The organism is Solilutibacter pythonis, from assembly GCF_003697345.1.
GTDB classification, from domain to species: Bacteria; Pseudomonadota; Gammaproteobacteria; order Xanthomonadales; family Xanthomonadaceae; genus Solilutibacter; species Solilutibacter pythonis.
In genome coordinates this window covers 23709-46752 of record NZ_RFLY01000018.1, presented here as the reverse complement: position 1 = coordinate 46752, position 23044 = coordinate 23709, and the positions used below count along the sequence as shown (strand labels likewise).

The following is a 23044-nucleotide window of genomic DNA, read 5'->3' as shown; positions in this document are numbered from 1 at the left end:
ACCCAATGATGGCATCCATGCCCGTCCCTACCGGTTGGATAGCAAATTCTCATGACAATATCAAGACAAAAAAGTCTCGGCTCGACCAGAATATCGACCCTGCTGGCTTATCTTTCGATGATGTCGATCCTGGCGTGCGTGGCCGGATGCACAAAGGCCCAGGGCGACTCACCGGACGACCTGATCGCCGTGGGCAGGCTGCTGTTCGAGGAGCCGGGCTTGAGCGCCGATGGCAATGTCAGTTGCGCAAGCTGCCACCAGCGCGCCCACGCGTTTTCCGACCCCAGGCCGGTATCCATTGGGGTGGCGGGAAAAATGGGGGCGCGCAACGCGCCCAGCCTGCTTGGTCTGCCCGATCAGGGCGACGTGTTTTTCTGGGAGGGGCGCGAGCGCGCACTCGAAAACGTGGTGTTGCAACCTTTCACCAACCCGGTCGAGATGGGCTTGCGGGATCAGGAGGCGCTGCTGGGGAAAATCAGGGAAAGGAATCTGTACGCCAGGCTGGCCGCCGCTTCCGGCACGAACGAGCCCGGCCCGAAAGAAGTCACGGCCGCATTGACCGCCTATGTGCGCTCGCTGAGCGCCGCCCCCACCCGCTACGAACAATGGCGACGCCAGGGCACCGCCCTGCCCGATGGAGCGGCCGAGGGCATGAAGCTGTTCGCCGGCAAGGCGCAATGCGCCAACTGCCACCGCCTGGATGCGAGTGGATCGCTACAGGATGGCCGGTTCCACCATGCCGGGGTCGGGTTTCAGAAAATCGCCGGCAATCTGCAATCCGCCATCCAGACGCTGGACGAAACCGAACGCGCCGGAAAACCCGCCGGCGTCGCGGTCATGACCCACACCGAGGTCGCGGAGCTCGGGCATTTCATCGTCAGCCGCAGGGCCGCCGACATCGGCGCGTTCAGGACGCCCTCCTTGCGCCACGTCGGACTGACCGCCCCCTACATGCACGATGGCAGCGTGGATACGTTGCAGGCCGCGATCGAGCACGAGCTGTATTATCGCGGGCTGGCCGACGGCAAGCCGATCGCCCTGACCGTGCAGGAGCAACGGCAGCTCCTGGCATTCCTGCAAACGCTTTGAAAGCGCTCAGCGGGCGGCGCCCATCGACTCCGCGTCGGCTACCGAAAACACATCGATATCGCGGCTCGCCACGAGCTTTCCATCAAGCGTCACTTCAAGGAGATGCCGCCCTTCGCCCCAGGCCGGCCGCGGCTTGAAGGTGAGCGTATTTTCCGAAGGCGTCCGCGCGGTGTAGGTTAGCGTCCGCGCCCCAACCGGCTTGCCTTGGCCGATATCGATCAACTTGGCTTGCAATTGGCGCTCGCCGGCGCTGCCGGTGTTGCGAATCAGCACGACGATGGGGGCATCGACGGTTTGGGGCCGCATCACGCCTTCCGCCGAGGTGGCGGGCTGAATCAGGATTTCGGTAATCGAGAAAGCCTCGGGCTTGGTTTCATTTTGTCGCCGTGGGGCGTCGCCCGCGGGCTTGCAACCCGCCAGCAACCCGGAAGACAGCGCCACCGCGATGAACAGATTTCGCCACACTTGTCCGGACCGTGCCATTTCGCGCCATCCCATTTCGTTGGTGGCACCACGGTATCCGCACGCCATGCAACGCGCAAGAAAACCCATGCCGCATGCGGCATGGGGGCCGCGACATCGGGCTGGGACGACAAACACATGCGCGCGGGCGACACCACGGCGCGGGCGGTAAATAAATGCGCCATGTGAAACTTCCCCGCCTGGCGCGCCCATTCGCCGGAGCGGTCCGCCCTCGCGCCCCGGCATCGGCACCGGGGGCCGCCGTCACACCGGCGCGCCTTGGAGGCGGAGCCGGCAATCACGACGATGCGCCGGGTTCATCAAGCCCGCGTTCTCGCGCTCATATTCCCGCGGCGTGCCGCCACAGCGCATGGCGCAGCGGCGCCACGGCATTGGCGATGCCGAGCGCGTGGCCGCGCAGGAAAGTCGGTAACAAGGCATCGTTGGAATAGACCCGGTTGATCGTCTCGAAGGCGTGAGCGGAAACCACGTTGTCGCTGCGCCGCCGCCGCGCCCAGGCTTGCAGGCGGTGCGGGGCATCGAAGGCACGGCCCCTGGCCCGCGCTTCCCCGACCGAGGCCGCCAGGGCCGCGACGTCGCGCAGACCGAGGTTGACGCCCTGCCCGGCCAACGGGTGCACGACATGCGCGGCATCGCCGACTAACAGCACGCGCCCAGCCAGTTGCGTCTTCGCCAATTGCCGGCGCAGCGGGAAAGCCACGCGCCTGGACAATGGCCGCGCGACGCCCAGGCGCGCGGCGAACGCCTGGGTGAGCTCGATGCCGAAAGCAGCATCGTCCAGCACCAGCACGCGCTCGGCCTCCATCTCGGGCAGGCTCCAGACGATCGAACTGCGCCGGTCGCCATCGGCCGGCAGGAAAGCCAGCGGGCCACCGGGCAGGAAACGCTGCCAGGCGGTCAGCCGGTGCGGTTCGGCCGTTTCGACGTAGGCGACCACGCCGCGCTGGGCGTAGTCGCGCGCGGAAACTTCCACGCCCGCCAACTCGCGCAGCCTGGAGCGCGCGCCATCGGCGGCGATGGCGATGCGCGCCTCCAGCGTCTCGCCGCCTTCCAGGCGCAGGCGCACGCCGTCTTCGCGCTGCGTCAAGCCATCAACCCGCGCCGGTTGCACGATCTCCACGCCGGCGCGTTCGGCCGCCCGCCACAGGCATTCGACCAACAAGGCGTTCTCGACGATCCAGCCAAGCGCGCGCCGTGCCAGCCCGTCGGCATCGAAATGCAGCTCGCCGCCGCCGGCCGCATCCCACACCCGCATGTGGCGATACGGCTGCGCGCGCGCCGTCGCGATCTCGTTCCACACGCCCAGCCCGTCGAGCAGCGCGGCATTGTCCGGGGCGAAGGCGAACACGCGTGGGTCGGGATCCTGGCGCGACCAGCGTGCCCGCGCGCCGGATTCGACCAACGCCACCGTCAGCCCGGCCTTTGCCAGCGCCAGCGCGGCAGTCGCGCCAACCACGCCGCCGCCGGCCACCACCACGTCCCGCCGCAGGCGCCGGTTCATCGCGCACCCTCCCGGCAGATCGCCGGCACGTCGCCGCGATAGCCCATCCCGCCCGCCGCCAGTCGCGCGCGCAAGCCCGGCGCATTGGCCAACACGGCCATGCCGGCGCTGCGGAGCAGGCGCATCATTCCCCCCGTGTTGGCGCTGGCGCGCGCCATGCCATCGGAGAAGGCCAGGGTGCGTTCGCGGTCCTCGCGGCGGCGCGCGACGTAGTGTTCCAACATGGTTCGGTCGTCCAGCCCGTGGCGGTCGATGGCCTCGACCAGGGTCAGTGCATCGCGCAGGCCCAGGTTGAAGCCCTGCGCGCCGACCGGGTGGATGCTCTGCGCGGCATTGCCCAGCAGTACCGCGCGCGGCGCGACGAGTTTGTCCGCCACCACCCGCAGCGCCGGATAGCGGCTGCGCTCGCCGCTGGCCAGGAAACGGCCGGCGCGCCAGCCGAAGGCATCCTGCAAACGCGCAAGCCAGGCACGCTCGTCGAGCGCGGCGACGGCATCGGCATCCGCGCTGGCGACGCCGTGGACCACACCGTAATGGCGATCGGCCCGCGGCAGCAACGCGGTCGGGCCGTGCGGGCCAAGCCGCTCCCAGGCGGTACCGTCGGGCGCGCGCGACGCGCGCACGCGGCAGACGAACAGTGTCTGGCCGTAATCGTGGCGCTGGGCACCGATGCCGAGCGCGGCACGCACGCTGCTGTCCATGCCATCGGCGCCGACCAGCAGTTTCGTGACCAGCACGCGTTCCGACTCGCCATCGGCGATGCGCACCTCGCGCAGCCCGTCGGCGCGGATCGTACTGCCCAGAAAACGCGCCGGGCGGCGGCGATTCAGGTGGGTCACTTCGGCCAGCCGTGTGTCCAGCGCCTCGCCGAAATCGCGGGCGATGACGACGTAGCCGAAAGCCTCGCGGCCCATCTCCCGCGCCTCCAGCAGCACCCGGCCGAAATCGCCGTTGCGCGAGGCGTGGATGCGCCGGATCGGCGAGGCGCCGCGCAACAGCGGCCAGACGCCGAGCGCGGCCAGCGCCTGGCAGGTGGTCTCGGCAAAACTGAGGTTGCGCTGGTCGAACACCGGCGGCAACGCGCCCGGCGAGGCGGCTTCCACCATCGCCACATCCAATCCCGCGGACTCCAGTGCGATAGCCAGGCTGGCGCCGACCAGCCCGCCGCCCACGATGACGATGTCGTGTTGGGTTTCCGTTTTCATGGGCGAATTCTAGTGCCTGCCGGAAAGGTTAGAATCGAGACGCACATCTCTATTCACCCGCCGCCATGCCCACCGAACCGCGCAGTTCCCGCACCGATCTGGCCATTCTCATCATGCTTGCCGCGCTGATGGCGGCCACCCGGCAGCACTACTTCGCGATACTGCCGGACGCTTCCTGGGCGGTGTTTCTTGCCGGCGGCTATTACCTGCGCCGCTGGAGCGCCTGGGGGCCTTCCCGGTACTGATGATGCTGGCGGTACTGGTCGATTACTTCGTCGTCACCTCGCAGGGCATGGATTTCTGGCGGCACTATTGCATCTCGCCCGGCTACTGGATGCTGATCCCGGCCTATTTCAGCCTGTGGGCCGGTGGCTGGTGGTTGTTCCGGCAGGCGGCGCATGGCCTTGTCCTGTTCGGCAAGCTGGCGCTGGCACTGGTGCTCTCGGTCGCGACCTGCCAGTTGTTCGCCCAAGGCGGCTTCTACTGGCTGAGCGACGTGGTGGCGCAAAAGAGCATCGCCGGCTGGGCGAAGAATTACTTCGACTGGGTTGGCCCATACCTGGTCACGGCGGCCATGTACGTGGCGGTGATCGCCATGTTGCACGCCACGCTGCTTAACTTGGCAGATGCGCGCCGGCTTTCCGCCCGCGCCTAGGCAATGGGCAACCGGCTCTCGAAAATCTACACCCGCACCGGCGACGACGGCAGCACCGGCCTTGGCGACGGCAGCCGGGTGGCCAAGGATTCGCTGCGGGTCGAGGCCTACGGCACCATCGACGAGGCCAATTCCTGCATCGGTCTGGCGTTGGCCGGCGAGTTTCCCGATGGCGACGACTGTGCCGGCATCCGCGACCTGCTGATCTCGATCCAGCACCAGTTGTTCGATCTCGGCGGCGAACTCTGCATCCCCGGCCATGCCGCGGTGGACGACGAAGACGTGGCCCGCCTCGAAACCCACCTCGATCACTACAACGCATCCCTGCCGCCGCTCAAGGACTTCATCCTGCCCGGCGGCGGCGAGGCGGCGGCGCGCTGCCACCTCGCCCGCACCGTGGTGCGCCGCGCCGAACGCATGACGGTGGCGCTTTCGCGCGTCGAACAAGTGCGTCCACAGGCGGTGCGCTATCTGAACCGACTGTCAGACCTGCTATTCGTCCTCGCCCGTGTACTGGCGCGCGCCAGCGGCCATGGCGAAGTGCTGTGGCGCCACGAGAGACGCCGCGTTTGAAGACGGCCGAACCGCCGCGCAACAGAGAACGGGCCGGCACGGCAGGCGGGCGATGAGCGAACTGCGCCTCTATACCCACCCCGCCTGCCTGGATCACGACACCGGCCCCGGCCACGTCGAATGCCCCGACCGCCTGCGCCGGGTGGTGGATGCGCTGAAGCGGGCCTTTCCCGACGCCGAATGGTGCGACGCCCCGCGCGCCCTGCGCGAGGACCTGATGCGCGTCCACAGCGGCGAATCGATCGCGCGCGTGCTCGATCGCCATCCCCAGGCTCCACGCGAACACCTGGACACGGATACCCTGCTCTCCCCGGGCAGCCTGGAAGCCGCCCTGCGCGCCGCCGGCGCCGGCATCGGCGCGGTCGACTGGGTGCTGGAAGGCCATCGCGCCCGCGCCTTCTGCGCGGTGCGCCCCCCCGGCCACCACGCCGAGCCGGAAAACGCCATGGGCTTCTGCCTGTTCAACAACGTCGCGGTGGCGGCGGCGCATGCGCTGTCCAGCAAACTGGTGCGCAACATCGCCATCGTCGATTTCGACGCCCACCACGGCAACGGCACCCAGGCGATCTTTCGCCACGACCCGCGCGTGCTTTACGTCAGCAGCCACCAGGCCGACATCTATCCGCGCACCGGGATGGATCACACCTCCGGCGGCGGCCACATCCTCAACCACCCATTACCCGCTGGCTGCAACGCCGCGCACTTCCGCCGCATATGGCAAGGCGAACTTCTGCCGCACGTGGCTGGCTTCGCCCCCGACCTGCTGCTGATCTCGGCCGGCTTCGATGCCCACCGCGCCGACCCGCTCGCCGGGCTGATGCTGGAAGCCGAGGATTTCGCCTGGCTGACCGAAAGCCTGCTTCGCATCGCCGATACTTCCGCGTGCGGCCGGGTGGTCTCGATGCTGGAGGGCGGCTACGACCTGGATGCGCTGACGGAATCGGCGCTCGCCCACGTGCGCGCCCTCGCGGCCTGACGCACCAGCCCGATTGCGACTGAACGATGAAGCCCGCGTCGTTGCCGCCGCCCGGGCGATACGGCAAGCTAGCCTCCGTTTTTCGAACCTTCGGACCGCCCGCGTGCGTTCATCCCTGAAAGTGCTGCCGCTGCCTCTCGCCATCGCTCTGGCCCTGCCGGCGCAGGCGCAACAAACCAGCCTGCGGGACATGCCGCCCGATTACGGCCTGTGCCCGGCCGGCGACGCAGTGCCGGTATTTCCCGACGCCCCCAACGGCATCAACATGAAGCCGGCCGAGCGCCGCCAGCAGCCAACCGAATTGGAAGGCGACGAACAAAGCGGCACGGTGGAAATGCCGGTGCTGGAAGGCAACGTCGCCCTCTCACGCGGCGACCAGTTCCTGGGCACCGACAAACTGACTTTCGACAGCGAGAAGGAAACCTATCTCGCCGAGGGCAGCGTGCGTTTCCAGAACGGCGGGATGCGGATCGTGGCCGATCGCGCCAGCGGCAACCAGGCCGAGGACGCCCACCGCATCGAGAACATCCGCTACCAGCTCACCGACCGCCGCGGCCATGGCGGCGCCAGGCAGATCGAACTGGTCGGCGCCCAGGGCACCCTGAGCAACGCCACCTACACCACCTGCCCACCGACGCAGACGCACTGGCAGTTGGTCGCCAACCGCATCAACGTGGATTCCGAGGAAGGCTTCGCGGTGGCGCACAACGCCACCATGCGGATCGGCAAGGTGCCGGTACTGTACGTACCCTGGTTCAAGTTCCCGATCGACGAGCGCCGCACCTCGGGCCTGCTGTTTCCATCGATATCCAACTCCAACCGCAACGGCTTCGACTACAGGCAGCCGATCTACTTCAATCTGGCGCCGAACTACGACCTGACCTTGTCCCCGCGCATCATGTCCAAGCGCGGCGTCTCGCTGACCACCGAGTTCCGCTATCTCTACGAAAACGGCGCGGGCAACCTGCGGACGACGTGGATGCCCAACGACAAGCTGCGCAACCGCGATCGTGGCTTCCTGGGCGCCAGTGGTTTTCACAACCTCACCCGCAACTGGCGCGCCGGCGCCAACATCACCCTGATCAGCGATCCACGCTATTTCGAGGACTTCAACAACACCTCGTTGGGCGTCTCCAGCTATTCCGCCTTCAGCGAACTCGGCCTGTACGGCCGCGGCAACCAGTGGAATGCCGGATTCACCGTCGATCACTGGCAACTGGCCGACTACACCCTCAACGAACGCCACCTGCCCTACGACCGCCTGCCGCGCGCCTGGTTCAGCACCGAACGCGGCTTCGGCAGCCTGCTGCGCACCGGTCTCGACGTTGAGGCGGTGCGCTTCCAGAAGCAAGGCTGGCGCGAGCGCGACAGCAAGGGCAACGCCTACGGGCCGCGCCAGGACATCCCCGGCGGCAGCCGCTTCGACCTGAAACCCTGGATCAGCCTGCCGATCACCGGCGCCAGTTGGTTCGTCGAGCCCAAGCTGGCCTGGCGCTACACCGCTTATCAACTGGACGAAGGTCTGGCGCGCCAGATCAACCCCCAGGTCCCCGATCGCGGCCCGAGCCGCAGCCTGCCGATCTACTCGGTCGATGCCGGCATGTATTTCGACCGCGAATTCGAGCGCAAGGGCCAGAGCCACGTCCAGACGCTGGAACCACGTCTGTTCTACCTGCGCGCGCCCTACCGCAACCAGGACGGCCTGCCCATTTTCGACACCTCGGCGACCACCTTCAGTTGGGGCCAACTGTTCCGCGACAACCGCTACAGCGGCGCCGACCGCCAGAGCGACGCCAACCAACTGACCACGGCGATCACCACGCGCATCCTGCGCGATAGCGATGGCTTCGAGAAATTCAACGCCAGCCTCGGCCAGATCCGCTACTTCAACGACGTCATGGTCGGCGGCAGGGAGGGCCAGCCGGCAATCGAACGCGGCCGCTCGGCCTGGGTCGCCGACGCCAACTGGGCGCCCAGCGATCGCTGGAACATCGGCGCCTCCTACCAGTGGGACCCGCGCTTCAGCCGCAGGGATCTGGTCTCGGTACGCGGCCGCTACCTGTTCCGCGGCGATGGTATCGTCAATCTCGCCTACCGCTACCGCCGCAACCTGCTGGAACAGGCCGACCTCTCCTTCGTCTACCCGATCAGCCCGGCCTGGAGCCTGGTGGGCCGCTATTACTACTCGATCAAGGACCGCAAGCCGCTGGAAACCGTGGCCGGCGTGCAGTGGGACAGCTGCTGCGTGGCGATGCGCGTGGTGGGCCGCCAATACATCCGCAACCGCGAAGGCGACCTCAACAACGCCATCATGCTGGAAATCGAATTCAAGGGCCTGGGTTCGGCCGGTCAGGACACGAGAAATACCCTGCGCCGTGCTATTCTCGGCTACTATCGCGATGATCTTTACCTGGTGCCCCCGCCCTCGATCAGCAACGGCGCGCCGGCCCTCACTCCGGACTCCACGGACACCTCCCGATGATGAAACTCCGAGCCTGCCTGCTCGCCGCCGCGCTGGCGGCCGCCACCTCGCCCGCCCTCGCCCAGACCACGCCGATCGACCGCATCGCCGCGGTGGTCAACGAGGACGTGATCCTGCAAAGCGAACTGGACCGCGCCATCGCCAACATCACCGCCCAGTACGCCGGCAACCCCACCCAGTTGCCCCCGCGCGAAGTGCTGGCCCGGCAGGTGCTCGAGCGTCTGGTGCTGACCCGCCTGCAAGTCAATCGCGCGCAGGAAAGCGGCATCCGCATCAACGACCAGGAGGTCGACCAGGCCATCGCCGGCATCGCCCGGCAGAACAACCTGAGTCGCGAGCAACTGGCCGCGCAACTGGCCCGCGACGACATGTCGATGGACGATTTCCGCCGCAACATCCGCGACGAAATCACCATCCAGCGCCTCAAGCAAAGTTTCGCCCAAAGCCGCGTCAACGTGAGCGAGGCCGAAGTCAACGCCGCACTGGCGCAGGCCCAGGGCGCAGCCGGCGGCACCCAATACCGGCTGGCGCACATCCTGGTCGCCCTGCCCGAAGGCGCCACGCCCGAGCAGATCGCCACCGGCCAGAAGAAGATCGATGGCATCAAGGGGCTGATCGACCGCAACGAAATCGATTTCGCCGCCGCCGCGGTGCGCTATTCCGACAGCCCCAACGCGCTGGAAGGCGGCGATCTCGGCTGGCGTCCCGAGTCGGAAATTCCGCCCGCCTTCGCGCAGAACATCAAAGGGATGCAGACCGGCCAGGTGCTTGGCCCGATCCGGGGCGCCAGCGGTTTCCAGTTGATCCGTCTGGTCGAGACCCGTCACGGCGCCGAGGCCGGCCCGGCCATGTCCAGCCAATACCACTTGCGCCACATCGTGGTGGCGACCGACGACAAGACCCATGACGCCGCCGCCCGCGCCAAGCTCGAATCGCTGCGCGCCCGCGTCTCCGGCGGTGCCGATTTCGCCAAGCTGGCACGCGAGGAATCACAGGACCCGGGTAGCCGCGAACAAGGCGGCGAGCTTGGCTGGGTCAACAGCGGCGACCTTGGGCCGCTGGCCGAGCAGCTGACCACCATGAAGGACGGCGAGGTCACGGCACCGATGCAAATCCCGGGCGGCTGGCACATCATCCAGCGTGTCGGCCAGCGCCAGGCCGAAGTGGGCGGCGATCAACAGCGCGCCACGGTGCGGGAAAACATCGGCCGCCGCAAACTGGAGGACGAATACGGCCGCTTCTTGCAGGAAATGCGCGGCGATGCCTTCGTCGACGTGCGCTCGGAGTCGGTCATCGGGGTCAAGCCGGCGGAAGATCAGAGCGGCGGTTGATGGCGTTGCCCGCCCCTCCCCTTCAGGCAAAAGACAGCGCCGGGCCTCCCCGGCGTTGTCGTTTGCGCACCGGCACAATGAACGGCGGCGCCCGCCTCGCCCTTGTTCCCGGCGAACCGGCCGGCGTCGGGCCTGAACTCTGCGTTCGCTTGGCGCAGATGAACGGGGCGGGCCATCGCCTGCTCGCCTTCGGCGACCCGGCCACGCTGCAACGCGCAGCGGCCGCCCTCGGCCTGCCACTGCGGCTGCTGCCGGCCGAGGCCGAGGCCGAACGACCGGGCGATCTGCCACTGCACGCCATCCCCCTGCCCGACCAGCCCCCCGCCTTCGGCCAGCCCGATCCGCGCAACGCCCGCGCGGTGATCGCATCGCTCAGCGAAGCCGCGCGCGCCTGCCTCGACGGCCGCTGCGGCGGTCTCGTCACCGGCCCCACCCACAAGGCCAGCCTCAACGAGGGCGGCATCGCTTATACCGGCACCACCGAATTGCTGGCCGGGCTGACCGGCCGCGAGGTGGTCATGATGCTGGCCCGGCCCGGCTTACGGGTCGCGCTCGCCACCACCCATTTGCCGCTGCGCGCGGTCGCCGACGCGATCACGCCCACCGCGCTGGAGCGGACGCTGCGCATCACCCATGCCGCCCTGCGCGGCGATTTCGGCATCGAATCGCCGCTGATCGCCGTGCTCGGCCTCAACCCGCACGCGGGCGAGGCCGGGCATCTGGGCCGCGAGGAAATCGACGTCATCATGCCGGTGATGGACAAGCTGCGCGGCGAGCGCATGCGATTGGCCGGCCCGCTGCCGGCCGACACCGCCTTCCTCCCAGGAAAACTGGCGGATTTCGACGCCGTGCTGGCGATGTACCACGACCAGGGCCTGCCGGTGCTGAAATCCGCCGGCCTCGATCAGGCGGTCAACATCACGCTCGGCCTGCCGTTCCCGCGCGTGGCGGTGGATCACGGCGCCGCGCTCGACATCGCCGGGCAAGGCGTCGCCGACGCATCGAGCCTTGTCGCCGCCGCGCGACAATGCGCGCAACTCATCCCGCATCCGCATCGCCCCGCATGAGCCGATACGACGACCGCCGCGACGGCGCTGGCTTCCTCAAACAGGCCAAGAAACAGTTCGGGCAGAACTTCCTGCACGAGCGCGGCATCATCGACAGAATCGTGCTGGCGCTGGATGTGCGGCCCGGGGATCGCATCGTCGAGATCGGTCCCGGCCAGGGCGCGCTGACCCTGCCGCTCCTGGCGAAGCACGGCGAAATCACCGCCATCGAGTTCGACCGCGACCTGCTGGCCCCGCTCACGACCTCGGCGCAACGCCACGGCGGAACCTTGCGCCTCATCCACCGCGACGTGCTGCAAGTCGACCTCACCGAACTCGCGCGCGAGCTCGGCGGGCCGATCCGCCTGATCGGCAACCTGCCCTACAACCTGTCCAGCCCGATCCTGTTCCACGCGCTGGCGCACGCCGCATCGGTCATCGACATGCATTTCATGCTGCAAAAGGAAGTGGTCGAACGCATGGCCGCGGCGGAGGGTGGCAAAGTCTACGGGCGATTGTCGGTGATGTTGCAAGCCTATTGCCGGGTCACGCCGCTGCTCAAGGTGCCACCGGGCGCCTTCCGGCCAGCGCCCAAGGTGGATTCGGCGGTGGTGCGGCTGGTGCCGAAACCGGCCGGGGAGGTCGAGGTGCGCGACCACGACCGTTTCGCGCGGATCGTGCGCGCCGCCTTCGGCCAGCGCCGCAAGACCCTGCACAACGCATTGAAGGACGTCTGCGACGACGACATCATCCGCGCCGCCGGCCTGGCGCCGCAACTGCGCGCCGAACAAGTGCCCGTGGCCGGCTTCGTCCGCCTGGCCAACGCCGGCTGAGCTGGATTTCGCCGCGAATTCACTCCCGCCACGTAAAATCGGCGCATGTCCAACGATTCGCCCTACGCCATCGGCATCCAAGTCGCCGCGCATTACCTCGACGAGGAATCCGCACCGGAATCGAGCCGCTACGTGTTCGCCTACACCATCCGCATCGAGAACCACGGCAACCGCGCCGCCCGCCTGACCCACCGCCACTGGATCGTCACCGATGCCGATGGCCGCGTCGAAGAAGTACACGGCGAGGGCGTGGTTGGTGAACGACCATGGCTGCGGCCGGGCGACGGCTTCGAATATTCCTCCGGCGTGGTGCTGCCGACCAGCCTCGGCACCATGCACGGCAGTTACGATCTTTTGTCCGACGACGGCACCCGCTTCAGAGCCGAGATTCCCGCCTTCACCCTCTCCACGCCACGGACACTGCACTGATGGCGATCTGGGCGATCGGCGACCTGCAAGGCTGTTACGGGCCGACCCAGCGCCTGCTGGAACGTATTCGCTTCGACCCCGCCGAGGACCAGCTATGGTTCTGCGGCGATCTGGTCAACCGCGGCGGCGAATCGCTGGAAACCCTGCGCCTGGTGCACAGCCTGCGTCAGCATGCGCAAGTGGTGCTGGGCAATCACGACCTTTCGCTGATCGCCATCGGCGAGCGCCGGGCGGAGGAGCAGCAAAAGGTCAACCCCGACCTGCGCCGGGTACTGGCCGCGCCGGACGCGCACGAACTGCTGGAATGGCTGCGCAACCGTCCGCTGATGCACGTCGACCGCCTTCACGGCTGGGCGATGCTGCATGCCGGGCTTTCCCCGCAATGGACCGTCGCCATCGCCGAGGGTTATGCCCACGAGGTCGAGGAACGCCTGCGCGGCCGCAGTTTCCGCAAACTTCTGCGCGGGATGTACGGCGACCGCCCGGACTGGAACCCGCGACTCGGCGGCATCGATCGGCTACGCGCGATCATCAACGTGTTCACCCGCATGCGTTACTGCACGCCACGCGGGCGCATCGCCTTCGAGCACAAGGGCGCGCCCGGCAGCCAGCCGGCGGGCCTGTACCCCTGGTATTCGGTGCCCGGCCACGCCGAACGCGATCTGAAGATCGTCTGCGGCCACTGGAGCACGCTCGGCCTGATGATCGGCCATGGCGTCCACGCCATCGACACCGGCGCGGTCTGGGGCGGCAAACTCACCGCGCTCCAGCTCGATGGCGAAACGCTACGCCTGGTGCAGGTGGACGGGCGCATGGTCTGAAACCGCGCCCCCGCCGCCGCGCTCAAGTCACCACGCGATAGACCGGCTTGTATTCGCCGGAAATCTTCATCCGCCGCTGCTCGACGAAAGCGCGCAGCAAGGCGTCCAGCGATTCCATCATGTCCGGCGCACCACGGATCTCGAACACGCCATGCGTCTCGATGAGGCGGATGCCCGGCTCCTTGACGTTGCCGGCCACGATGCCCGAGAACGCCCGCCGCAAGTCGGCGGCCAGCTCGTGCGGCTTGCGCCCGTGGTCGAGATCGAGCGCGGCCATCGCCGCGTGGGTGGGCTCGAACGGCTGCTGGAACGCCAGCGGTATGTGCAAGCCCCAATTGAAGAAGAACGAGTCCTTCTGCGCGATGCGCTGCTCGCGCACCCGAGCGATGCCGGCGGCCATGTGCTTGGCCACTTCCTCCGGATCGCCGGTGATGATGCGGTAACGCTGCGTCGCCGTCTCGCCCAAGGTGAGGCGGATGAACTTGTCGATCTGCTCGAAGTACGGCGCCGCCGACACCGGCCCGGTCAACACCAGCGGGAATTCGATGTCGCGGTTTTCCTCGCGCAGCAGGATGCCGAGCAGGTAGAGAATCTCCTCGGCGGTGCCGACGCCGCCGGGAAACACGATGATGCCGTGGGCCATGCGCACGAAGGCTTCGAGACGCTTCTCGATGTCCGGCATGATCACCAGATGATTGACGATTGGATTCGGCGACTCGGCGGCGATGATCCCCGGCTCGGTGATGCCGATATAGCGCGAACGGCGCTGGCGCTGCTTGGCGTGCGCGATGGTCGCGCCCTTCATCGGCCCCTTCATCGCCCCCGGGCCGCAGCCGGTGCAGATGTCCACGCCGCGCAGGCCAAGCGCATAGCCCACTTCCTTGGTGTAGAGATATTCGTCGCGCGAGATCGAGTGCCCGCCCCAGCAGACCACCAGGTTGGGGTCGGTCGGGTAGAGCACGCGCGCATTGCGCAGCACGCGGAACACCGCATCGGTGATGCCCGGCCCGGTGGAAAGCTCCCCGGCGTATTCCGGCCCCAGCTCGATCGCCGCGTAGGCCAGGTCGCGCACGGTGGCGAACAGCAGCTCGGCCACGCCACGGATGATCCGGCCATCGACAAAAGCCATCGCCGGCGCGTGGTGCAGGTCGATGCGCACCCCGCGATCCTGTTGCAACACCTGGATGTCGAAATCCGGATACAGCTCGCGCGCGGCGGCGGGGTCGTCGGAGGTGCTGCCGGTGGTAAGTACCGCCAACGCGCAGCGACGCAGCAACTCGTGCATGCCGCCGGTGGATGCGTCCTTCAGCCGCGCGACTTCCTCGCGCGAGAGCACGTCAAGCCCGCCCTTCGGATAAATGCTGGCGCTGACGGTGGGGAGTGTGGAACGGGAGGCATGTTCTTGTTCTTGGAGTTCGGTGTGCATGCGGTGACTTTAGCGCATCGCGCAAGACCCCGGCGTTACCGGAAGCGAACACACCGCAAAAGGAAACGGCCGGATTCCGCCGGCCGTTTCGGTGTCGCATCGCGGAGGGCGATCAGAACTGGTACTTGAGCGTCATCAACAGCGACCAGCGCGAGATCACCCGGGTGGGGATGGTGCCGGAGTCCTGATAGTTCATCGTCTCAGGCTGGTAGTTGCCATTGCCGTCGGTCGGCAAGCGGTAGACCAGCTTGCCGTCTTTGACACCAGCGTAGTTGGCCAGGGTACGGGTACTACTGCAAAAAGCGCCGGACACGGTGCACTCGGTCCTGCCCCAGTCCTTGTTGAGCAGATTGAGGAAGTTGAACACGTCCAGGCGCAGAATGCCCTTATGGCCCTTCATGAAGCCCGGCACTTCCTGCTGAATGGCCAGGTCGAGCTGGTTGACCCACGGGTAGCGGGCGCTATTGCGCTCGGCGATCTGCCCACGGTGGTCACGCAGTTCCTTCTGGCTGTCGATGAAATCGTGGAACTGCTGAATCTGCTGGGGCGTGGCGCCCGTGTAGCTCACCAGCGGATCGTTGACCGTCGGGATGTAGACCGTCTGCCACGAGCCGAGGCCATCGCCATTCATGTTGTTGCCATACACCCAGCTGTACGGCAAGCCATTACGGCCGGTATAGAACGCCGACACCATGGTGGCGTAATCGCCGAAGAAGGCGTGCTTCCACGTCAAGTTGGCCTTCAAGGTCAACGGGACGCTACGATCGCTGGTGGAAGCGACTTCCTCGTTGGCGTTCTTGCGGGCCACGTAACGGTAGCCGGAAGAGGCTTGCGAGCTGTTACCGGGGTTGACTTCGGTCGCGTCGGTGAACGTCGCGGCCAGGCGGCCCGACCAACTGTCGGCCATCGGCTTGTCCAGCGAGATGGTGAAGGTGTTGACCCGCCCCTTGTCGGTATTGGTCAGCAGCGTGGAATAGCTGTCGAAAGCGGGATTGCGATTGCCGGCCGCGTCGCGGCTGCTGGTGGCGCCCGGGGTCCGCCAATACTGGAGACGGCCATCGGGCATCAGGATCGGCGTACCGCTGGCATCACTGGTCGGCGCGCCGATGTTGATGGCCTGATAGTAGATGCCATTCTTGGTCTTGACGTGCATGGCCTCCATGGTCAGCACGGTGCTCTGCCAAGGCAGCTCGTAGTCGAAACCGATACTGGTCTTCCATGCCGCCGGCAGCTTGAAACCCGGAGCGATGGTGTCGACCTGGCTGAACGGCCGGCCGGCGCCACCGGGCTGATTGAACGGATCGGGGCTGAACGGCGCGGTGGCCGGGTCGTAGATCTGCACGCCGGCAACCGTCAAACCATTGTTCTGATAGGGGTTGGTCATCCACACCGTGGGCGGCGTGGTCATGAACAGGCCGACGCCACCACGCAACTGCGCCATGCGATCGGACTGCAACTGGTAGTTGAAGGCGAAGCGCGGCTGAAGCAGATTGGCCTTGGAGCCGAGCTTGGTGTTGTTTGGATAACCGAATGCCTGCTCGAAAGCCTGGTTGTAAAGCGGGCCCTTGTCGGCATTAGGCATGTCATAGCGCAGGCCGAACAGCAGCGAGAGGTTGTCCGTGGCCTGCCAGGTGTCTTGCAGGAAAACGCTGGCCTGTTTGTAGGTCCAGGCACCCGCCACATCCCCCAGCTTGTAGCCCGCGGCCGGCTTGCGGACTTCATAACGGTCATACTGGCCGGCGGCGAAGTTGTCCAGGCCGTAGAACGTGTAAACGCCGTGCAGCGCGCGACCGAACATGTTGTAGATGTCGTTGGTCTCGTAGGCAAGGCCGCCCTTCACTTCATGATCGCCGGCAAACCACGTGCCCGCCGCGTAAAACGCGCTTTTCTTGGCACGGATTTCGTTCTCGTGGCGGAACTGGTCTTCGCCGATATTCACCGATGGGCCGCGGTTGGCGGAACTATCGCCCAGGAATACCGTGACGTTCGGCTGGTTGATGGCGTTGCCGGCCACCTGGCTGAAGCGCTGGTGGCTGAATTTGACCTCGCTGCTGAAATTGCTGTTCCAATCGCTGAACAGTTGCAGCGAGGCGTTCTCGGTCTTGCTGTCGGTGGTGAACCAGTAGCTGTTCAAACCGATGCTGCTACTACCGTTGCCCTGGATACGCGGGTTGACTTCGGTGGTGCGCTGCAAGGTCAGGCTGGCGCGGTGCGCGTCGTTGATGTTCCAGTCGAACTTGGTCAGGTAGCGACGGTTCTTGAAGTCGGGCGCGCCGCTCATGCCGCCTGGCTGAAGGCCAAGCCGAGTGGCGGTGTCGATGATCTTCTGGAGGTCGCCCGGCGATACCTTGTTAGAGGTGGAAGGGCCATTGCCAAGACTCGGGTCCAACGCGTTGGAAGCATCGGCGCCGACGCCGGTGGTGGTTTCCTCCTCGGCGGATACGAAGAAGAACAAGCGATCGCGCACCAGCGGGCCGCCAAAGGTGACGCCGCCGCTCCAATTGCGTTCGAAAGCGCCGTACTTGTAGCCCGGCTTGCCGTTATCGAGCCAGCCGGCCTTGCCGACCATGCCGCCGGCATTGCGGAAGGCGTAGTAGGCCGAGCCATGAAAGCTGTTGGTGCCGGATTTCGTCACGGCATTGATGCTGGCGCCGACGGCGGTCTTGGTGACGTCGTAGTCGGAGGTGCCGATGTTGTAGGCGTCGATGGCGTCCATCGAGATCGGCGAGCCTTGGTAGGGCATGCCGTTGGCGTTGAGGCCGAAGGGGTCGCCCTGCGACATCCCATCGACACTGATGTTGTTGTAGCGGTTGGGCAGACCGGCCAGCGAGATCGAGCCATCGCCCTGGTTGGTGACGTTGATGCGCGGATCGAGACGGGCGATATCGTCGATCGAACGGTTGCCTTGCGGCGTGGCGTCGATGCGATCGGCGCCTACGTAGGTGTTCATGCCCTTGTTGTCGGCGCTGAAATCCACGTTGCTGGCAACCCCCGTCACCACCACGGTGTCAAGCGTGCTGCCGGCGGAAGCCAGCCGCGCATTGACTTGGGCAAGTTGGTCGAGGCCGAGATAGACGTTGTTTTCGCTGTCGCTGCCCTCGCCCGCCTTGTTCACGGTGATGGTGTAGGGCCCACCCACGCGCAGACCGCGGGCGCTGTAACGGCCGCTGGCATCGGTGGTGGCGCGGTTGACCGTGCCCGATTCGACGTGGGTGATGGTCACTTCGGCCCCGGCGACCGGCTGGCCGCTGGCGTTCGTCACCTGTCCACCGATACCGGCGGAGGTACTCTGCGCGAAAACGGGGGCCGCGGCCATGGCGGCGATCAGACCAAGCGCGAGCTTGGACCGGCGGAGCGTGCGGATGGAAGTCATGGCGGTTGTCTCAAACGGAGGGTCGGGACGAAACAACGGCCCGGGGCGCAAACGCCGATACCGAGCCGAGAGGTTAACATCAGATTAACATCATAGGGGGCTTCCATGACAGTTGAGTGACGCTTTTGTCTCGCCGCGCGCGCCGGGTCGCGCCGCCTTGGCGGCTACCGGAAAATGACCTCAGCCGGCCCCGGCAAGACCGAAATGCCCACTCAATCCATCCAGAAACATCTGTACCGAGATCGCTACCAGCAGCATGCCCATCAGGCGCTCGACCGCGGTCAGCACGCGCCGGCCCAGCCACTTGTAGAGCAAGGTTGATGACATCAGGATGACAGCGGTGCCGACCCATGCGACCAGTAGCGCCAGGCTCCATTCCCACATCCGGTCGGGGTACTGGGTACCCATCAGCATCACCGCCGCCATGCCGGATGGCCCGGCGATCATCGGGATCGCCAGGGGCACGATGAAAGGCTCGCCCCCCGGCAGTTCGCCCATGATGCCTTCGGCCGGTGGGAAGATCATGCGGATACCGATCACGAACAGCACGATGCCGCCGGCGATCGCCACCGACTCCTGGCGCAGGTGCATCGCCTCCAGCGCGTACTTGCCGAACCAGAGGAACAGCATCAGCACCACCAGTGCGATCAGCAGTTCACGGGCGATGATGGTCAGCTGGCGGCGCGGCGGCAGCGAACGCAGCAGACTCAGCACCACCGGCACGTTGCCAAGCGGATCGAGGATGATGAACAGCAGCAGTGCGGCCGAGGCGATCGTCATGGGCGGGAATTATGCGCGATGATGCCGGGCCGTTGCCGGACATCGCTCACAGGAGCGGCAGTTCCAGCTTCGTCGAGCGCGCGCTCCGCGCTTCCGGACGGGCGACGTCATGCCCGGCCATCACCCGGTCGATGCGGCCGTTCCATTGCCGGCCGGTGGGCGAGAGCAGGCGCACGCAGTCGCCGGCATAGGCTTCGGGATTGCGCAGATTCGGATCGACGTCCTCGACCGTCGCGCGGCCACGCAGGGGCGTGCGCATCGGCCCCGGTTGCAGACCGCAAATGCGCACGCCGGCGCCTTCCATTTCCGCCGCCCACTGCGCCACCAGCGCGGCGCGCGATTGCTGACTGATCGCGTATGGGCCCCAGAACGGCTTGCCGGCATGCTCGGCGTCGTCCACCACGAACACCACCGAGGCGTCGTCGGAGGCTTTCAGCACCGGCATCAGCGCCATCGTCAGCCACATCGGCGCGGTGACGTTGATGTGCATGGCGCGGGCGACGTGGGCGGGGTCGGTGTATTCCAGCGGGGTCAGCGCGCGAAACTCGGCGGCGCAATGCAGCAGGCCGTCGAGACGGCCGAAGGCATCCTTCAGCCGCTGGGCCAGTTCGAGGTGGTCGTCGGGCGAGGCGCCTTCGAGATCCATCGGATAGAGCAACGGCTCCGGGCCGGCGGACTTGACCGCATCGTAGAGTTTGTCGAGCTTGCGCGGCTGGCGGCCGGACAGCACCAGCGTCGCGCCCGCGCGCGCGCAGGCGAGCGAGGCCGCTTCGCCCAGGCCGCCGGTCGCGCCGGCGACGAAGACAACGCGGCCCTCCAGCGACTTGCCGGCGCTCACGCCTGCCCGGCTTCGGCGACGATCCGGGCCAGCTCGCCCGATTCGTACAGCTCGATGGTGATATCGCAGCCGCCGATCAGTTCACCGTTGATGAACAATTGCGGGAACGTCGGCCAGTTGGAATAACGCGGCAGGTTGGCACGCACTTCCGGGTCTTCCAGCACGTTGATGGTGTGCAGCCCGGTGGCGCCGGCGGCCTTGAGCGCCTGCACGGTACGGCTGGAAAAGCCGCACATGGGGAACTGCGGGGTGCCCTTCATGAAAAGGACGATGGGATGCGATTCGACTTCGTGCTTGATGCGATCCATCACGGGCATCGGGGGGGGCTCCTGTGTTCGCCCTTGACGGGCAGACGACGATGGGGGGGCTTAAGATGCGCATTGTAATCGCTCGCCGCGACGCGTCCGCCGCGGCCCTTCTCCCCACACAAGGAGCCAGACATGGCCATCGAGCTGCCAGCCCTTCCCTATGACCGCACCGCGCTGGAACCGCACATCTCCGGCGAGACCATCGACTACCACTACGGCAAGCACCACAAGACCTATGTCGACAACCTCAACAAGATGATCGAGGGCACCGAGTTCGCCAAGATGGCGCTCGAAGAGATCGTCAAGCAGGCGCAGGGCGGCATGTTCAACAACGCCGCGCAGGTCTGGAACCACACTTTCTACTGGAACTGCCTCTCGCCCGAGGGCGGCGGCGAACCCACCGGCAAGCTGGCCGACGCGATCAACGCCGCGTTCGGCGATTTCGCCAAGTTCAAGGAAGAATTCACCAAGACCGCCATCGGCACCTTCGGCTCCGGTTGGGCGTGGCTGGTCGAGCGCCCGGATGGCACGCTCGCGCTAGTCAGCACCGCCAACGCCGCCACTCCGCTGACCGGCGAGGACAAGGCGCTCCTGACCTGCGACGTCTGGGAGCACGCCTACTACATCGATTACCGCAATGCCCGCCCGAAGTACCTGGAGCACTTCTGGAACCTGGTGAACTGGGACTTCGTCGCCAAGAACATGAAGTGAGCGCGACACGCTTGGCAATGCCGAAAAGGCCGGGATTCCCCGGCCTTTTTCATGACCCCGCCGCCCCACGCCGCACAGGCGGGATGAATCCGGACACGCGCCGCCAGCCCCAGGCGAGCAGACCGGCCACGAGCGCGGTGGAAACGATATCGAGCACGGTGTGGTAACGCTGCCAGAGCATCAGCAGCGCATAGGCCAGGCCAATGCCGGGCCAGAACCATCGCGGGCGCGGGAAGCGCGCCATCAGCAAGATGACGAGAGCGGCGGCGGCGGCGCTATGGGTGCTGTAATCGGCGCCGATGCGCGGCCACAGCCCGAGACGCTGGTCGAGGAAGGCCAGGCCATAGACGATGACGACGACCCCGGCGAGCGCGACCAGCCCCGAACCCGCATTCCGCCAGCGCCGACGCCCCAGATCGACCGCCAGACCGGCGAGGAAAGCCGCCAGCAACAGCCAATTCACGCTATCGGCGATGGCATCGAGCCTGGCGTATGCCGTCATCGGCCAGCCGCCAGCGCGGCGACGACCGGCGCGACCTGCGCCTCGCGCCCCAACGCCTCGCCGACCCGTTGCAGGCTGTCCGCCAGCGCCCGGGGCGAATCCTCGCGCAAGGTGGCATGCCCCACCTTGCGACCGACGCGCGGCGATTTGCCGTAATCGTGCCAATGGCCGCCGGGCGCCGCCAGCACCGGCGCGGCCTCGGGCATTTCGCCAATCCAGTTCAGCATGCAGGCCAGGCCCAGCATCCGCGTATCGCCCAGCGGCAGGCCGAGCACGGCGCGCAGGTGGTTCTGGAACTGCGAAGTCTCGCTGCCCTCGATCGTCCAGTGGCCGGAATTGTGTACGCGCGGGGCGATCTCGTTGGCCAGCCATTCGCCATCGCGGCAGAACAGTTCCAGCGCGAACACGCCCACGTAATCCAGCGCCTCGGCAATCGCCCGGGCGTGGGCGACGGCGCGCCCGGCCAGCGCCGGCTCGACCGTTGCCGGCGCCAGGCTGGCGGAGAGCACGCCCTCGACGTGCCAGTTCTCGGTCAGCGGCCAGGTACGGAACTCGCCATCGCGGCCGCGCACCGCCAGCACACTCAACTCGCGTTCGAACGGCACGAAGGCTTCGAGGATCAGCCCGGTCTTGGCCGCCTGCGCGCCGAGCGCGGCCCAGGCGGCGTCGATGTCGCCCACCGACTTGATGCGGAACTGGCCCTTGCCGTCGTAGCCGAGACGACGGGTCTTGAGGATGCAGGGCGTGCCGAGCCGCGCCACGGCCGCGTCGAGCGCGGCACGGTCGGGCACGTCGGCGAAATCCGGCACCGGGATGCCCAATTCGCGGAACAGGCGCTTCTCGGCCAGCCGGTCCTGGCTCACCGCCAGCGCGCGCGGCTTGGGAAACACCGGAATGCGCGCGGTCAGCCACTCGGCTGAAACCGCCGGCACGTTCTCGAAATCGAAAGTGGCGACATCGACCCGGCCGGCGAACTCGGCCAGCGCGGATTCATCGGTGTAATCGCCCACCACCATCGGCGCGAACTGCCCGGCGCAGGCATCGTCCACATTGTCGAGGACGAGGAAGCGCAGACCCAGCGGCGCCCCGGACAGCGCCATCATCCGGGCCAGTTGCCCGCCGCCGAGGATGCCGACCGTGGTGGCCGCGCGCGCGCCGCTCATGCGATGCGCGGATCGTCGGCCGCCATCACATCGGCGGTCTGACGGTCGCGGAAGGCGGCGAGGCGCGCGGCGATCTCCGGGTGATCCGGCCCCAACATCGCGGCCGCGAACAGCGCCGCGTTGGCGGCCCCGGCATTGCCGATGGCGAAGGTGGCGACCGGGATACCGGCCGGCATCTGCACGATGGAAAGCAGCGAATCCATGCCGTTGAGCGCCTTCGACTGCACCGGCACGCCGAGCACCGGCACCGCGGTCTTGGCCGCCAGCATGCCCGGCAGGTGCGCCGCGCCGCCGGCCCCGGCGATGATCGCGCGCAAGCCGCGCTTTTCCGCGCTTCCGGCGTACTCGAACAGCACGTCCGGGGTGCGATGCGCGGACACCACGCGCACTTCGTGCGGCACGCCCAGCGCTTCGAGTTTCATCGCCGCGTTCCGCATGGTTTCCCAATCCGAACGCGAGCCCATCACGATGCCCACCTTGGGCGTCTGGTCGCCAGTCATGGCTGTCCCTTTGCCTAAA

General features: G+C 66.9%; 20 protein-coding genes and 2 pseudogenes. 11 read left to right on the top strand and 11 right to left on the bottom strand.

Annotation, left to right across the window (positions count from 1 at the left end):
* The first annotated feature begins 51 nt into the window (after positions 1 to 51).
* On the top strand, positions 52 to 1089 hold the full coding sequence (locus EBB59_RS11480; RefSeq protein ID WP_122102291.1) for a cytochrome-c peroxidase: 1038 nt from the start codon (positions 52 to 54) through the stop codon (positions 1087 to 1089).
* Positions 1090 to 1095: 6 nt separating this feature from the next.
* Here the strand turns inward: EBB59_RS11480 and EBB59_RS11475 are convergent, their stop codons facing one another.
* The 3 genes from EBB59_RS11475 to ubiH all read right to left on the bottom strand — a co-directional run bounded on the left by EBB59_RS11475 (position 1096) and on the right by ubiH (position 4278).
* Positions 1096 to 1641, bottom strand: a complete 546-nt coding sequence (locus EBB59_RS11475) for a hypothetical protein (protein ID WP_147455570.1) — start codon at positions 1639 to 1641, stop codon at positions 1096 to 1098.
* A gap of 250 nt (positions 1642 to 1891) precedes the next feature.
* Entirely contained in the window at positions 1892 to 3073 is a 1182-nt protein-coding gene (locus EBB59_RS11470; protein WP_122102289.1) for an FAD-dependent oxidoreductase, read from the bottom strand.
* Complete coding sequence (gene ubiH / locus EBB59_RS11465; RefSeq protein WP_122102288.1) at positions 3070 to 4278, bottom strand: 2-octaprenyl-6-methoxyphenyl hydroxylase; 1209 nt, start codon at positions 4276 to 4278, stop codon at positions 3070 to 3072. The genes EBB59_RS11470 and ubiH overlap by 4 nt, the downstream gene beginning before the upstream one ends.
* 65 nt (positions 4279 to 4343) lie before the next feature.
* On the opposite strand from ubiH, the pseudogene EBB59_RS11460 reads away from it, so the two are divergent.
* The 9 genes and pseudogenes from EBB59_RS11460 to EBB59_RS11420 all read left to right on the top strand — a co-directional run.
* Positions 4344 to 4933, top strand: a pseudogene (locus tag EBB59_RS11460) (hypothetical protein).
* Positions 4934 to 4936: 3 nt separating this feature from the next.
* Positions 4937 to 5506, top strand: coding sequence for a cob(I)yrinic acid a,c-diamide adenosyltransferase (locus EBB59_RS11455; protein WP_122102287.1), 570 nt, complete (start codon positions 4937 to 4939; stop codon positions 5504 to 5506).
* Between the two features lie 61 nt (positions 5507 to 5567).
* On the top strand, positions 5568 to 6482 hold the full coding sequence (locus tag EBB59_RS11450; protein ID WP_122102296.1) for a histone deacetylase family protein: 915 nt from the start codon (positions 5568 to 5570) through the stop codon (positions 6480 to 6482).
* A 103-nt stretch (positions 6483 to 6585) separates the two neighbouring features.
* Positions 6586 to 8964: an LPS-assembly protein LptD gene (gene lptD, locus EBB59_RS11445; RefSeq protein ID WP_122102286.1), complete on the top strand. Its 2379-nt coding sequence runs from the start codon at positions 6586 to 6588 to the stop codon at positions 8962 to 8964.
* Entirely contained in the window at positions 8961 to 10295 is a 1335-nt protein-coding gene (locus tag EBB59_RS11440) for a peptidylprolyl isomerase (RefSeq protein WP_122102285.1), read from the top strand. The genes lptD and EBB59_RS11440 overlap by 4 nt, the downstream gene beginning before the upstream one ends.
* A 77-nt stretch (positions 10296 to 10372) precedes the next feature.
* A complete protein-coding gene (gene pdxA / locus EBB59_RS11435; RefSeq protein WP_122102284.1) occupies positions 10373 to 11362 on the top strand; it encodes a 4-hydroxythreonine-4-phosphate dehydrogenase PdxA in 990 nt (329 codons plus the stop codon).
* Positions 11359 to 12174 (top strand): 16S rRNA (adenine(1518)-N(6)/adenine(1519)-N(6))-dimethyltransferase RsmA, encoded by an 816-nt coding sequence (rsmA, locus tag EBB59_RS11430; protein WP_122102283.1) that lies wholly within the window; start codon positions 11359 to 11361, stop codon positions 12172 to 12174. Before pdxA ends, rsmA begins: the two co-directional genes overlap by 4 nt.
* Positions 12175 to 12219: 45 nt before the next feature.
* Positions 12220 to 12603: a Co2+/Mg2+ efflux protein ApaG gene (gene apaG / locus EBB59_RS11425; RefSeq protein ID WP_122102282.1), complete on the top strand. Its 384-nt coding sequence runs from the start codon at positions 12220 to 12222 to the stop codon at positions 12601 to 12603.
* A pseudogene (locus tag EBB59_RS11420) lies at positions 12603 to 13421 on the top strand (symmetrical bis(5'-nucleosyl)-tetraphosphatase); the annotation flags it as partial. The gene apaG and the pseudogene EBB59_RS11420, both read left to right, overlap by 1 nt.
* 25 nt (positions 13422 to 13446) lie before the next feature.
* Here EBB59_RS11420 and ppnN read toward each other — a convergent pair.
* The 5 genes from ppnN to grxD all read right to left on the bottom strand — a co-directional run bounded on the left by ppnN (position 13447) and on the right by grxD (position 20158).
* Positions 13447 to 14850: a nucleotide 5'-monophosphate nucleosidase PpnN gene (ppnN, locus tag EBB59_RS11415; protein WP_122102280.1), complete on the bottom strand. Its 1404-nt coding sequence runs from the start codon at positions 14848 to 14850 to the stop codon at positions 13447 to 13449.
* Positions 14851 to 14962: 112 nt separating this feature from the next.
* Positions 14963 to 18223 (bottom strand): TonB-dependent receptor, encoded by a 3261-nt coding sequence (locus tag EBB59_RS11410; RefSeq protein ID WP_122102279.1) that lies wholly within the window; start codon positions 18221 to 18223, stop codon positions 14963 to 14965.
* Between the two features lie 180 nt (positions 18224 to 18403).
* Entirely contained in the window at positions 18404 to 19003 is a 600-nt protein-coding gene (locus EBB59_RS11405; protein WP_122102278.1) for a MarC family protein, read from the bottom strand.
* Between the two features lie 46 nt (positions 19004 to 19049).
* The gene (locus tag EBB59_RS11400) at positions 19050 to 19841 is read right to left on the bottom strand and encodes an SDR family NAD(P)-dependent oxidoreductase (RefSeq protein WP_122102277.1); all 792 of its coding nucleotides are present in this window, start codon (positions 19839 to 19841) and stop codon (positions 19050 to 19052) included.
* Positions 19838 to 20158, bottom strand: a complete 321-nt coding sequence (grxD, locus tag EBB59_RS11395; RefSeq protein WP_122102276.1) for a Grx4 family monothiol glutaredoxin — start codon at positions 20156 to 20158, stop codon at positions 19838 to 19840. Before grxD ends, EBB59_RS11400 begins: the two co-directional genes overlap by 4 nt.
* A 123-nt stretch (positions 20159 to 20281) precedes the next feature.
* Between grxD and sodB the strand changes: the two genes are divergently transcribed.
* Complete coding sequence (gene sodB, locus EBB59_RS11390) at positions 20282 to 20860, top strand: superoxide dismutase [Fe] (RefSeq protein WP_122102275.1); 579 nt, start codon at positions 20282 to 20284, stop codon at positions 20858 to 20860.
* A gap of 49 nt (positions 20861 to 20909) precedes the next feature.
* Here sodB and EBB59_RS11385 read toward each other — a convergent pair whose 3' ends face one another.
* Genes EBB59_RS11385 through purE form a run of 3 tightly spaced genes read right to left on the bottom strand, consistent with a single transcriptional unit; the run spans position 20910 to position 23025 of the window.
* Positions 20910 to 21362, bottom strand: a complete 453-nt coding sequence (locus EBB59_RS11385) for a hypothetical protein (RefSeq protein ID WP_122102274.1) — start codon at positions 21360 to 21362, stop codon at positions 20910 to 20912.
* The gene (locus tag EBB59_RS11380; protein ID WP_122102273.1) at positions 21359 to 22525 is read right to left on the bottom strand and encodes a 5-(carboxyamino)imidazole ribonucleotide synthase; all 1167 of its coding nucleotides are present in this window, start codon (positions 22523 to 22525) and stop codon (positions 21359 to 21361) included. Before EBB59_RS11380 ends, EBB59_RS11385 begins: the two co-directional genes overlap by 4 nt.
* Positions 22522 to 23025 (bottom strand): 5-(carboxyamino)imidazole ribonucleotide mutase, encoded by a 504-nt coding sequence (gene purE / locus EBB59_RS11375; RefSeq protein ID WP_122102272.1) that lies wholly within the window; start codon positions 23023 to 23025, stop codon positions 22522 to 22524. Before purE ends, EBB59_RS11380 begins: the two co-directional genes overlap by 4 nt.
* Between the last annotated feature and the right edge of the window lie 19 nt (positions 23026 to 23044).